Here is an 11,528-nt window from a genome sequence, read left to right as displayed (position 1 = left end):
GTTTTATGAACATGGCTTGGAACTTTGCCTCGTCAGGTGCAAGATATGAGTTAAAGGTGCAATTGTCACTCTCGATGCCATGGGAACTCAAATAGATATTGCTCGACAAATTAAAGAAGCGCAAGGAGATTATGTTTTAGCACTTAAAAGTAATCAAGGAAAGCTTTATACTCAAGTTAAAGATTGGTTTGAGCAAGCCATAGAGAAAAACTGGAACTCCGTTGAGTATAGCTATGATGATACTATGGAAGGGGGACACCATCGTGTTGAGAGCCGACAAGTGTGGGCTGTAGCTATCGCCGAACTACCAGCATTACACAGACAAAGACAGTGGCGTGGTTTAACAACAGTGGTTCGAGTTTGTAGCACTCGTTATTTATGGAATAAACCCTCTTTTATGACTATCGGGCATAGATATACTTTTGTGGGGGTTTCAGGTATTCACTATTTCGTTTGGATTGACCATGATTTCGTGGTTGCTACCCCAAAGTTATAAAAGAGGGATCAATCCCTCGAAAGCCCATGCCATTCAAATACATTTTCAAACAGACTTTTCTGACTTGAGGATGATACCCTTTTTGTTCATAAGACTCACGAAAGATACGACCACAATCTTTACATTTCCATCGTTGTTTACCATTTTGATGACCATTCTTTTTGACGTTGCAAGAATTACATTGGGGACAATTCATCTTAGTTGATCTACTTTTTGCTGCTTTTTACTTTTTAACATAGCAACTTTAAATTCAGCAACGCCGGAATCACTACCCTAGTTTTTTTTAAGTTCATAGTGAATAAACAAGGCCAGAGCAACGATTAAAGGAATAAAATAATAAATGATTCTATAGGCAATTAAAGCCCCTAATATATTGGAAGCAGACAAGGAGGGGGGACGCAAGACTAAAATAACCGTTTCAAAAACTCCTAATCCGCCGGGGACGGTACTAATTAATCCTGCTGTTAACGCTAAAATGTAAATACCAAAAAACCCTGGATAAGACCAACCTGTTTCCAAAGGGAGTAATAAATACAATACGCTACAAGCTAAACCCCAATCTAGACAAGAAACAGCAATTAATTGTAAAGAAATTTGAGGAGACGGGAACTGAATAGATTCTGAGCCAATCTGTAAAGGACGTTTCCAACAATAACCAATGACAAAATAAATAAGCACGAAGGATAGAAAGATTAAGCCTAAAGGATGAACCGAATTAAACGGTAATTGAAGGACAGCCGGTAAGGTGAGCGGATCAATGATAAAAACAAATCCCCCCACTGCAAATAATCCTAACCAAAAAGTTAAATGGGTAAACAGAATTAGATGAGCAATTTTACTATTTGAAACTCCCCAACTATAATAAAAACGGTAACGAATAGCTGTTCCTGAAAAGGCAGTAAATCCAATAGTATTACCGACAGCATAACTAATAAAAGCAGTGGTAGCAATTTTAGTAGGAGCTAAAGCTTGTTTAATATATTGAAAGCCTAATAAATCATAACCTGTCATCACTAAATAGCCAAGTGCTGTTAAAGTAATCGCACTAAGTTTATGCAATTGAGGAATGCTTTGTAAGTATTGCCAGATATCCTGCCAACTATAATTTTTGAGTTCATGAATGATAGTTTTGAAGGAAAGTATCAATAAAAATAACATCAAAACAATCGGCATAAATTGAGAGAGACGACGAATAAGAGGAGATTGTAGCATTGGATTTCCCCCTTAATCTTTTCTCAACTGAGTCTCTGAGAGCTTTTGATTTTCCCGAATTGGTTCAGAAGGATTTAGATGAAGAAATTTAGCTACCCAGCTAGCTGTTAGTCCTTGAAGAAAAACCGTTAAAAAAACCGTTAAAAAGACTAAAGCCTTGAGCGCTTCTCCACCATTAATATCTTGTTTGGTTAAAGAAATAGCGAATAAAGAAACCATGGAAACAGCAATAATTCCTTTGGGAGCTACCCATGAGATAAATAATTGTGAACGCCAATCAAAACCCTGATTCCAAGTACAGATAAAAACATTAAGAGGACGAATTAAAAACATTAAACAAGAGACTGTCAGGACAGACCCCCAACCCAAAGCAAAAAGACTGGCAATTGATAAGTTAGCAGCTAACAGCACAAACAAAATTGAGTTGGATAAAATACTTAACTGTGTATTAAATTGACGCACCAAAACCTCATCAGGCATCGGTGAAGTACCTAACACAATTCCAGCTACGACTACTGTAACCAACCCAGACTCATTATCTAATATTTGAGCTAAACTAAATAAAAGCCAAATAACAGCTAGGATTATTAAAGTCTTCAACTCCTTAGAGAGTTTAGTTAGTTGTTGAAGAACCCAGCTAATGAATAAACCCCCTAAAACACCAATAGCTGACCCAAGGAACAATCTTAGCAGTACACCTTCTGCAATCATTAATAGTTCAATATCTCTATTGAGAACCACATGAAGAATAACAATAGCAAGAATTGCCCCGAGAGGATCAATTAAAACCCCTTCTCCTTCTAAAAGGGTAGCAGTTCGTTGTTCAATTTCAAGATTCTTCAGGAGTGGATTAATAACAGTTGGACCTGTTACCACCACTAGGGAACTATAGAGCCACGCTAAAGGCCAAGGAAATTGTCCAAACCAGTGAGCGGCAATAGCTCCTCCCCATGAAGTAATGATGATTCCGATAGTGACAAGATTACGCAGACTACCTGATACTTCTTTTAACTGGGTTATGGAAAGACTGAGTCCCCCTTCAAATAAAATTAAAGCCACTGAAAGTGAAACAATGACCTCGATAGAGTCTCCTAATAAATTTGGTTCAATTAAACCTAATCCATCTTGCCCTAAAACAATTCCTAATAAGAGTAAAACAATAATGCTTGGTAACTTGAGATAACTTGCTAAGACTTGAGCAGTAATCCCAGCCGCAACAATTTCACTAATTAGAAGAGTAAGTTTTAACGATGCTTCCATACTTCATGTTACTCCTAGTAACTTATTTGAACGTAAGTCTTTCATTAATGAATAATTGTTAATTATTCATTAATCATTGGTAACGAATGTCTAAAAACAGCTTTCCTTCTCCTTCTTTTAAGGTTGAACAATACTGTGGGAACCTGTTTTAAAAAAGTCGCTGTGCAATTTTTGCCTCCGCTTTCGCTAAGTGGTGGCCAATGCAATAATGAGCTCTATTGCCAAAAGCTAAGTGATGTTCATTGACTCTTTCGATGTTAAATTGGTCAGTCTCAGAGAAATGATTGTGATCATGGTTGGCTGACCCAATCACTAAATACAGTAGTTGTCCTTTGGTGATTTTCTTCCCTCCGATTTCAAGTTCTTCAACTGCAATGCGTGTTTTGGATCGTAGAAAGTAATCCTCAAATATTATTCATCAATTTGTTCCCCTTTGTCCCGTCTTAAGTTAGTAGCCTTAAAACTTATGAATTTGGGGGGCGATCGCTTGCCTCAAACTAACTTTGCGATCTACTGAGTTTACCTTTTCAAACGAGCCCAGATTTTTTGATAACGACGACCTAATCCGATAGTCCCATGATTAAAAAAGTCATACACGGCTATTTTCGAGCGATCAATAATTAAAAGCCAAATGAAACAATATCCCCAATTAAAAGCAGCCCAACCAAAACCAATGGGTTGAATTAGTCCAAAAAAGCCAAAAATAGACAAACAAGTAGAAATCAGAACAGATATGGCTGTAGAAATGGCTAGAGGTTTAGCTGGAGGCATTGACCAAAATGGACCTTTCACCCGCACACTATAAAGAGTCATCATCCCCAATAGAGCAATATTCATAAAAATAAGGGTTTGTAAAGGAGTTGTTCCGTCTGGATGCAATTTAATGGCTTCTTCAAAGGCTTTGATATGATCCCGTCCGATATAGTAGAGTAAAAAAGTTGCTGCCACATTAATCACTCCTAATACTCCTGCAATGGTTAAAATTTGTGGCATATTCCATTGTTGGGGCCGTTTTGCAATGCGGGTATTATCAAAAGCAATGGTCATGATTGCCCCATCATTTAACAAAGCCAAAAAGACGATCATGATGGCAGTTAAGGGATAGGAATCAAAAAAGAGAATGGCTAAGGTGGTAAACAGCAGAATTTGAATGGTTGCGGTGATGCGGTACAAGGTATAACTGGTCATGCGGGCAAAAATTTGGCGACTCAGTTGAATGGCATCGACGATCACTGATAATCCAGGGGTTAATAAGACAATATCAGCCGCCGCCCTTGCGGCATCCGTTGCCCCCGAAACAGCAATACCTGCATCAGCTTTTTTCAGGGCAGGGGCATCATTGACCCCATCTCCCGTCATGCCCACAATATAACCATGTTTTTGCAAAACATCGACGATATGGTATTTATCTTCAGGAAAAACTTGCCCAAACCCATCTGCATAAATAATCTCTTCATCCAAGGTTCCTAAGCGACTGGCAGGAGTTTCTCGGAAAATTTTGGCATCGAGAACATCTTGTCCAAGTCCCAATTGATGAGAGGTTTCTTTGGCAATTAATACCTGATCTCCTGTAACCATTTTTACAGGAACCCCTAATTTCCTTGCCTCTTTAATGGTTAATTGAGAATCGGAACGCGGGGGGTCAAAAAGGGAAAGAACCCCTAAAAATTGCCATTGTCCCTTCTCATCAGTACGGGCGACTCCTAACGCCCGATAACCCCGTTTGGCGTAGTCTTCAATGACTTGATTTACTTCTGTTTCGATGTCTGTTTTATTGGGGGCAAGGTCTAAAATGACTTGAGGCGCACCTTTACTGGTTTTGAAAGTTTTGCCATCAGTTCCTTGTAAATTAGCTTCTGTCCGTTTACTGACGGGATCAAAGGGGGTAAAGTGTTTAACTTTATAGGTTTGCAGTTGGTCAGGGTTTTCAAGTCCAGCCATAATGGTACTATCAATGGGGTCCGCATCTTGAGTTTGGGAGGCTAAGGCAGCTACTAAGATCATCTCATCCGCAGATACGCCTGGCATTGTAAAGGGATCACCCAAGGTTAATTGGTTAAGCGTCAGAGTTCCGGTCTTATCCGAACATAACATATTCATCCCCGATAGTTCTTCAATGGAAGATAAACGGGTAACTACCGCATTCTTTTTCGCTAAATTTTGCGCTCCAACGGACATAGCAACAGATAAAACTGTTGGCATAGCCACAGGAATAGAAGCAACTGTTAAAACTAAGCAGAATTTGAGTAAGCGAATTACATCTATTTCGCTACTGAATAACCGTTCGAGAACAATAATCGTAATTAAAATAGCTGCAATAATAATTAAAAAATTGCCAATTTTTAGCACAGCTTTTTGAAAGTGACTGACGGTTTCCGTTTGGGCAACTAATTTAGCGGTCCTGCCAAAAAAGGTATTTACCCCTGTCCCATTTACCACCATTTCTGCTTGTCCTTTTTTGACCACAGATCCCGAATAAACTTGTTCTCCTGTTCCTCTGTTAACCGGTAAAGATTCTCCTGTTAAAGCAGCTTGATCGATTTTAACGGGGTCGCAGTCTAATAATTTACCATCGGCGGGTAAAACATCCCCAATTTTTAAACGAATAATGTCCCCAGGCACTAATTCCTTAGCAGGAACAGCTATCCATTGACCATCTCGTTTTGCAGTTGCATTAAGAGCTAATTGAGCTTTAAGGGCTTCAACCGCATCCCCTGCGGATTTTTCTTCAAAAAAGCCAATTAACCCATTTCCCAATAATAAAATAAAGATAATAATAAAATCTGCCCAGTCTCCCACGGCTGCTGAAAAAATAACAGCAATTTCAATTAACCAAGGAATGGGACCCCAAAAATAAGATAAGAACTTTAATAAGGGATTAACTTTTTGTTGAGCTAATTCGTTATATCCATATTCAGAAAGGCGATCTTTTGCCTGTTGTTGAGTTAACCCATTGATTGATGTTTGCAGTTTTTGGATGAGTTGCTCCAAAGGCAGATCGGCTAAGTTATTTTTTTCATCAGTAGAAGAAGTAGGCGGATTATTCATAAATCATTGATTCCTGGTGTCAATTTTAAAATTAGGTTATGTGACAAAAATTTATGTTTGAGTCTCTGTAATGGTAACAGGCGATTCATACCGAAAGTCAAAACACGCTGTTCAAATTAAGAAAGTTGACTAACCCTTATTGTTTATTGTCCGTGGAGAAAGAAAGCTAGCTGCTAAAATTCCACCAATCAAGCCAAACAGATGAGCTTGCCAAGAAACATTTGGCGCAGAAGGTAACGCCTGCCATATGAGGGAGCCATAGAAAAAACCAACCCCTAAAGAAATGGCGATAGAGAGAATTTTTCGTTTAAAGAAACCATCTAAAAGCAAAAACCCTAGATAACCAAAGATTACCCCCGAAGCTCCCACTGTGACTGAGTCTATGGGACTAATCAACCACACTCCCAAGCCACTAATAAGCATTGAGATAATAGTAACTAGCCAAAACTCTTTGACACTTCGTAGAACAATCAAGCCACCAAAAAGGAGAAAAGGTGGTGTATTTGCCATAAGATGAGTCCAGGAACCATGAAGAAAAGGAGCTAAGACAATTCCCACTAACCATCTGGGGTTTTGGGGATGAATGCCATAAGCGTCAAGCTGTAATCCTGGCAACGACCAATTGAGAGTTTCTAATACCCACATAATTCCAACCAAGATTCCCAAACTGAAAAAAGCTTCTCTGAAGTGTTGGCTAATATTTTTCGGAGGTTGAGTCATTTTTTGCTCCATTTCTCATTATCATTCCCTAAAATGTAGCAATTAATATTCTGACAAGAAGGATCTTAAGTCGTCTAGTTGAGTAACTCACCGTTCGCTCATTTTTCCAAGTGAGGTTCGGCCAAACAGGGAAAAAGGCGGCGAAGTTCAAATAAGGGTAACACTTTTGCCAGGCGTTGCTGAATTTAATATCTCTTCGATTTAAGCCGAGATCTCCAGATCCATAATGAGATTATTCAGGAATTTTTGCTCAGTAATTCCTAAGCCCTAATCTCCAATCCCCGAAAAGAAATTTTGGCTACCCCCTTGACAAATCATCATGACTGAACAACGCCCTGCTAACTTGCGGGTTGTATTTGCTGATTAACCTGGTTGTTAGATAATCCATGATAATGGCTGAGGAATTAAGCAATTGGAAGAGAAAATCTAAAAATAGAACCCTGACCGAGTTTGCTTTCTACTTGGATTTGGCCTCCTTGCAGTTCAACTAATCGTTTGGTAATGGCTAGACCAATACCAGTTCCTTTCTTGTGCTTTTTGCGAGACTGAGGCGATCGCCAAAATCGCTCAAAGACTAAGGGAACCTCATTAGGGGCCATCCCACATCCCGTATCTTCAACAGAAATCCAAACTTCTTTGGGATTAGTCCAGACTCGAAGTTTAATGCTTCCTTGTGATGTATGACGGATAGCATTGCTTAATAAGTTAACAAGAATTTGTTCCGTGCGATCGCGATCAGCTAGAACTGCCGGTAAATGAGGCGGATAATCCAACTCAAGCGTGGGACCCTCATCAAGCAATTGAGAAGAAAATCGCCCAACCAAATCCCCAATTAAGGGACGTAAGTCCAAGGGATGAAAATTGAAAGATAGATGTCCACTTTCAGCTTTAGACAACTCTTGTAAATCATTGACTAAGCGTTCTAAGCGCCGAGTTTCTCGTAACATCATTTCACCAGTTTTGAGAGAAAGGGAACTTTGAGAGTTTAAAGCATCTTCTAAATGGCATCGTAAAATGGTCAGAGGAGTCCGCAACTCATGAGTTAAATCACCAATCAAATCTCGCCTTCGCTGTTCTACATCTTCCAAAGTTAGAGCTAAACGGTTAAAACTCGTTCCTAACTGAGCAAGTTCAGCAATGTTACTACTAGGAACTCGCTCAGCAAAATCCCCCGACGCAAATTGACGGGAAATACGCTCCATTTTTACTAGAGGTCGCACAATACGCTGGGATATACGACCACTTAAAACGATCGTAGCCCCAACTCCCACGAATAAAGCCCAAAAGGTACTACTATTCCAAGCTTTCTGGAAGCTCTCAAAAACGATTAATTCCGTTTCTTGAATGAGTACGCCAGCATCTTCTAGGGTATCAAGATGGAGCGAAAAAAGATGATGAGAAGCCACTTTACTAATGACAATAAAACTGATTAAACCTACTACCATCACTATCAAGTGGGATCTAATTAAGTGAACTCGTAATCGGGCTTTTGTCATGGCTATTTTTCCTTTACTGAGTGGAAATTTAGGAGTCTTCAAATTTATAGCCTACTCCAACAACGGTTTTAATAAAGTTAGGCTGAGTTGCTTTCGGTTCAACCTTCTTGCGTAAACGAGCAATATGGGTATCCACTACCCGTTCATCCCCATAAAAATCTTCTCCCCAAAGTTTATCAATCAGTTGGGTGCGACTCCAAACTCGGCCGGGATGACTTAAAAAAGTAGCCAGAAGATCGAATTCAATGGCAGTTAAGTCTAGCATTTCTGTCTGAGATTCAAGATGACGTTGAGCCTCATGTTTATTGAGATCGATGGAAAAGTGTTCAGTCTGATAAATCTGGGCGCGTTCTTCTTCTCGTAAGGTGCGCCGTAAGAGTGCGCGAATCCTTGCTACTAAGACCATCGGACTAAAGGGTTTGACTACATAATCATCAGCACCTGTTGAGAGGCCAACAATGCGATCAATATCTTCTCCTTTCGCAGTTAACATGAGGATATAAGGGTCTGGAGATTGGTTGAGTTTGCGGATTCGGGTACAGACTTCTAAACCATCCATCTCAGGCAAATCCCAGTCTAAAAGAACTAAGATCGGTTTTAGTTGTTGACAGTAACGAATAGCACTGACTCCATCGTAACAAGTGTGACAATTAAATCCTTCTTTTTCTAAAAGCTTTTGGGTAAAATGGGCAATTTCCATTTCATCTTCAACAATGAGAACTGTTTGTTTCATTTGCGTACTCCTAAACTTGTCAACAGGGAAGTTTTGTTCAACCAAACTCAACGTTACAGCAATTTTCAATTAAGTGGAACAACTTAAATTTTACTCCTGCACCAAAGTCTCCTGTCTCAAAATCAGAAAAGCGCTATTACATTGTGACGTGAGTGAAAAGAAAATGACATAAGTGAGGATTACTTTTAAAGAAGAAAGAAAACAAAAGAGGAAAAAACAAATGAAAAGCCAAACTAGACAGTCGGTATGGAATCAGATAATCAATGGTTGTCAAAGCTGGATGGGAAGTTTATCAGAGGGGGGATTAAAACAAGAGTTGTTGACGTTAGTACATGGAAATATCGCTACTGCTAACAGATTAATCAATGGCGAAAAAAGACAACATCCTAATCACACAGAAAAATGGTACTTAGAAAAAGTCATTTATGACTTGCAAAGAGGCCGTTAATTGCCCCTTCTACTCAAGACTTTATTCTCATCTGAATAAGTCTGAACTTGAAATTAGCTCAATACGATGAATTTCACTATCACCCTCAACATCAAATAAGGTCACAACAGTCATGAAAACTCAACTTGAAAACCGTCCAATTAAATTAGGATCAAATGCTCTTTTGTCAAATCGTCATGTTAGTCGTGAAGTCTTGGCTTTTGGTTATCCTCAAGAGACGGAAGGAAAAATCTTAGAGTTAGTACGCTACACCATTCAATCAGGGGTAATTCTTCCACCCCATAGCCATCCAGGAATGCAAATAGAACAAATTGAACTGGGGGTACTAACTTATACGGTAATTGAAGGAACAGCTAAAATTATACGAGCTAATCAACAGACTCAATTACTACAAGCAGGGGAAACAACTTATCTCTATAGAGGTGATTCCCTAACAGAACCGGCAGGAATGGTTCATTACGCCAAAAATGAAACTAATAGTCCCATTATCCTTTATTCGAGTTCTCTATTTGAGGTTAATCAACCCAAAGTGATAACCACTGTATCTCCTTGTGTTCCAACAACTTGTGGGATGAAATCATTAAATTATTCCTAGTCCATAGTGATTACTTTCATCTAGTTCATGAGTTTGACAATTAAGCTTTATTTCTTGGCAATGTAAGAATTTAGGTTGGAAGTAACTGATAAAAGAGGATACAATAATGACAACGAATCTATTCAATGACGGATCAAGCAACTTCCAAAACAAGCCTGATGAATGTTTAATTTCCGATGTATCTGATGTCATTCAAAAAGAAAATAAGGAGATTTTTGGGTTAACTATCATGGCACTTAGTTTCTCAATGATGATTCTTCTGTTGTTCGCTTAAATACAGTATCTTTAAAGACTTTTGAAGGAGAAAAGTAATGAATAAAAATTTGCTCTGGCAATTAGGGGTATTTGTTCTAGTGTTGCTAGCTTTAAACGTTTTTTTTCAAATGCATATTTCAATTCTTGGTAGCTTGCTATTAACAGTAATTCTTTCATTTGTTTTTAATTTTATTCAAACGCGCCGTTGAAAGAATAAACTTAATTTAAGAGCCAATTACAGGAGGTAAATTATGAGTGATTTAATTGTCGTAGGATTTGACAACGAACTTAAAGCAGATGAAGTGCTGTATAAGTTAGAAGAAATGCAAAAAGAGCATTTAGTGGATCTAGAAGATGCAGTTGTAGTTATCAAAAATCAAAAAGGGAAAGTCAAAGTTAAACAAACTTATGACTTAGTATCAGCAGGTGCACTGAGTGGAGGGATGTGGGGTTCACTCATCGGACTTTTATTTTTACATCCGCTGTTAGGGGTCGCTGCAGGGATCGCCACTGGAGCTTTGGGAGGTATCTTAACAGATATCGGGATTGACGATGAATTTATCAAAAATCTCGCTCAAACCTTAGAACCAGGGTCATCTGCTTTATTTCTCTTAGTACAAAAAGCAACTCCTGATAAGGTTTTAGATGAACTACGTCCTTTGGAAGGGAAAGTGCTACAAACATCACTATCAAAATCAGATGAGGCAAGTTTAAAGGCTGCTTTAGAAAAAGCTCAAGTAGAAGCATAGCCTTTGGTTTTTAAACGAAAAGATGATAGTAATTTGATTTTTATCCACCTGTAAATTTTCCGTTGCTGGATTCATAGAGTCTGTATAAATAAGGAGCGATCGCTATACAGACTCAGCAACAATCGGTGGTGATCATAGTAAGTACCTAAACAAAATTAATTGCATATTCTCCACCAAAATTATCCAGCACTTTTCTTAAATAATTGAGTAAATTTTTCGGCGTTGCTGAATTTAAAGTTGCTATGTTAAAAAGTAAAAAGCAGCAAAAAGTAGATCAACTAAGATGAATTGTCCCCAATGTAATTCTTGCAACGTCAAAAAGAATGGTCATCAAAATGGTAAACAACGATGGAAATGTAAAGATTGTGGTCGTATCTTTCGTGAGTCTTATGAACAAAAAGGGTATCATCCTCAAGTCAGAAAAGTCTGTTTGAAAATGTATTTGAATGGCATGGCAGGACAATCAGGGTAATTGCATTTGAATCGAGTTCTCCCAAGAAGATTAATTAAGCCAAA

The 11,528-nt window shown here is 38.6% G+C and carries 14 protein-coding genes; 6 read left to right on the top strand and 8 right to left on the bottom strand.

The window, feature by feature from the left end:
• Positions 1-61 precede the first annotated feature (61 nt).
• Positions 62-496 (top strand): ISAs1 family transposase, encoded by a 435-nt coding sequence (locus P9B04_RS05995; RefSeq protein WP_342054090.1) that lies wholly within the window; start codon positions 62-64, stop codon positions 494-496.
• Here P9B04_RS05995 and P9B04_RS05990 read toward each other — a convergent pair.
• The 8 genes from P9B04_RS05990 to P9B04_RS05960 all read right to left on the bottom strand — a co-directional run bounded on the left by P9B04_RS05990 (position 480) and on the right by P9B04_RS05960 (position 8,965).
• Positions 480-692, bottom strand: a complete 213-nt coding sequence (locus P9B04_RS05990) for an IS1/IS1595 family N-terminal zinc-binding domain-containing protein (RefSeq protein ID WP_342054089.1) — start codon at positions 690-692, stop codon at positions 480-482. The two genes, P9B04_RS05995 and P9B04_RS05990, sit on opposite strands and share 17 nt — an antisense overlap.
• Positions 693-769: 77 nt before the next feature.
• Positions 770-1,708 (bottom strand): hypothetical protein, encoded by a 939-nt coding sequence (locus P9B04_RS05985; RefSeq protein WP_342054088.1) that lies wholly within the window; start codon positions 1,706-1,708, stop codon positions 770-772.
• A gap of 12 nt (positions 1,709-1,720) precedes the next feature.
• Positions 1,721-2,968 (bottom strand): cation:proton antiporter, encoded by a 1,248-nt coding sequence (locus P9B04_RS05980; protein WP_342054087.1) that lies wholly within the window; start codon positions 2,966-2,968, stop codon positions 1,721-1,723.
• Between the two features lie 148 nt (positions 2,969-3,116).
• Entirely contained in the window at positions 3,117-3,344 is a 228-nt protein-coding gene (locus P9B04_RS25120) for a cytochrome P450 (protein ID WP_446717970.1), read from the bottom strand.
• Positions 3,345-3,487: 143 nt separating this feature from the next.
• Positions 3,488-6,016, bottom strand: coding sequence for a plasma-membrane proton-efflux P-type ATPase (locus P9B04_RS05975; protein ID WP_342054086.1), 2,529 nt, complete (start codon positions 6,014-6,016; stop codon positions 3,488-3,490).
• A 129-nt stretch (positions 6,017-6,145) separates the two neighbouring features.
• Positions 6,146-6,736: a rhomboid family intramembrane serine protease gene (locus tag P9B04_RS05970; RefSeq protein WP_342054085.1), complete on the bottom strand. Its 591-nt coding sequence runs from the start codon at positions 6,734-6,736 to the stop codon at positions 6,146-6,148.
• Positions 6,737-7,140: 404 nt separating this feature from the next.
• On the bottom strand, positions 7,141-8,232 hold the full coding sequence (locus P9B04_RS05965; protein ID WP_342054084.1) for a sensor histidine kinase: 1,092 nt from the start codon (positions 8,230-8,232) through the stop codon (positions 7,141-7,143).
• A gap of 28 nt (positions 8,233-8,260) precedes the next feature.
• Positions 8,261-8,965 (bottom strand): response regulator transcription factor, encoded by a 705-nt coding sequence (locus P9B04_RS05960; RefSeq protein ID WP_342054083.1) that lies wholly within the window; start codon positions 8,963-8,965, stop codon positions 8,261-8,263.
• A 220-nt stretch (positions 8,966-9,185) separates the two neighbouring features.
• On the opposite strand from P9B04_RS05960, the gene P9B04_RS05955 reads away from it, so the two are divergent.
• The 5 genes from P9B04_RS05955 to P9B04_RS05935 all read left to right on the top strand — a co-directional run bounded on the left by P9B04_RS05955 (position 9,186) and on the right by P9B04_RS05935 (position 11,484).
• Positions 9,186-9,413 carry a hypothetical protein gene (locus P9B04_RS05955; protein ID WP_342054082.1) on the top strand — a complete coding sequence of 76 codons (228 nt, stop codon included), beginning with the start codon at positions 9,186-9,188 and terminating at the stop codon, positions 9,411-9,413.
• Between the two features lie 112 nt (positions 9,414-9,525).
• The gene (locus P9B04_RS05950; RefSeq protein ID WP_342054081.1) at positions 9,526-10,008 is read left to right on the top strand and encodes a cupin domain-containing protein; all 483 of its coding nucleotides are present in this window, start codon (positions 9,526-9,528) and stop codon (positions 10,006-10,008) included.
• Positions 10,009-10,114: 106 nt separating this feature from the next.
• Positions 10,115-10,282 carry a hypothetical protein gene (locus P9B04_RS05945; protein WP_342054080.1) on the top strand — a complete coding sequence of 56 codons (168 nt, stop codon included), beginning with the start codon at positions 10,115-10,117 and terminating at the stop codon, positions 10,280-10,282.
• A gap of 232 nt (positions 10,283-10,514) precedes the next feature.
• Positions 10,515-11,012, top strand: coding sequence for a DUF1269 domain-containing protein (locus P9B04_RS05940; protein WP_342054079.1), 498 nt, complete (start codon positions 10,515-10,517; stop codon positions 11,010-11,012).
• 283 nt (positions 11,013-11,295) lie between these two features.
• Complete coding sequence (locus P9B04_RS05935; RefSeq protein ID WP_342054078.1) at positions 11,296-11,484, top strand: IS1/IS1595 family N-terminal zinc-binding domain-containing protein; 189 nt, start codon at positions 11,296-11,298, stop codon at positions 11,482-11,484.
• Positions 11,485-11,528 lie beyond the last annotated feature (44 nt).

Origin of the sequence: Crocosphaera sp. Alani8, from assembly GCF_038442745.1 — a bacterium.
GTDB lineage: Bacteria > Cyanobacteriota > Cyanobacteriia > Cyanobacteriales > Microcystaceae > Crocosphaera.
The sequence above is the reverse complement of the archived record's forward strand: the minus strand, read 5'-3'. Positions and strand labels throughout refer to the sequence as shown.

What these genes read in the sequence shown, in the direction of transcription:
- P9B04_RS05985 (WP_342054088.1), bottom strand. Translation starts at nt 1,708, where the DNA reads ATGCTACAATCTCCTCTTATTCGTCGTCTCTCTCAATTTATGCCGATT.
- P9B04_RS05965 (WP_342054084.1), bottom strand. Translation starts at nt 8,232, where the DNA reads ATGACAAAAGCCCGATTACGAGTTCACTTAATTAGATCCCACTTGATA.
- P9B04_RS05935 (WP_342054078.1), top strand. Translation starts at nt 11,296, where the DNA reads ATGAATTGTCCCCAATGTAATTCTTGCAACGTCAAAAAGAATGGTCAT.
- P9B04_RS05940 (WP_342054079.1), top strand. Translation starts at nt 10,515, where the DNA reads ATGAGTGATTTAATTGTCGTAGGATTTGACAACGAACTTAAAGCAGAT.
- P9B04_RS05950 (WP_342054081.1), top strand. Translation starts at nt 9,526, where the DNA reads ATGAAAACTCAACTTGAAAACCGTCCAATTAAATTAGGATCAAATGCT.
- P9B04_RS05980 (WP_342054087.1), bottom strand. Translation starts at nt 2,968, where the DNA reads ATGGAAGCATCGTTAAAACTTACTCTTCTAATTAGTGAAATTGTTGCG.
- P9B04_RS05990 (WP_342054089.1), bottom strand. Translation starts at nt 692, where the DNA reads ATGAATTGTCCCCAATGTAATTCTTGCAACGTCAAAAAGAATGGTCAT.
- P9B04_RS05955 (WP_342054082.1), top strand. Translation starts at nt 9,186, where the DNA reads ATGAAAAGCCAAACTAGACAGTCGGTATGGAATCAGATAATCAATGGT.
- P9B04_RS05945 (WP_342054080.1), top strand. Translation starts at nt 10,115, where the DNA reads ATGACAACGAATCTATTCAATGACGGATCAAGCAACTTCCAAAACAAG.
- P9B04_RS05960 (WP_342054083.1), bottom strand. Translation starts at nt 8,965, where the DNA reads ATGAAACAAACAGTTCTCATTGTTGAAGATGAAATGGAAATTGCCCAT.
- P9B04_RS05970 (WP_342054085.1), bottom strand. Translation starts at nt 6,736, where the DNA reads ATGACTCAACCTCCGAAAAATATTAGCCAACACTTCAGAGAAGCTTTT.
- P9B04_RS05975 (WP_342054086.1), bottom strand. Translation starts at nt 6,016, where the DNA reads ATGAATAATCCGCCTACTTCTTCTACTGATGAAAAAAATAACTTAGCC.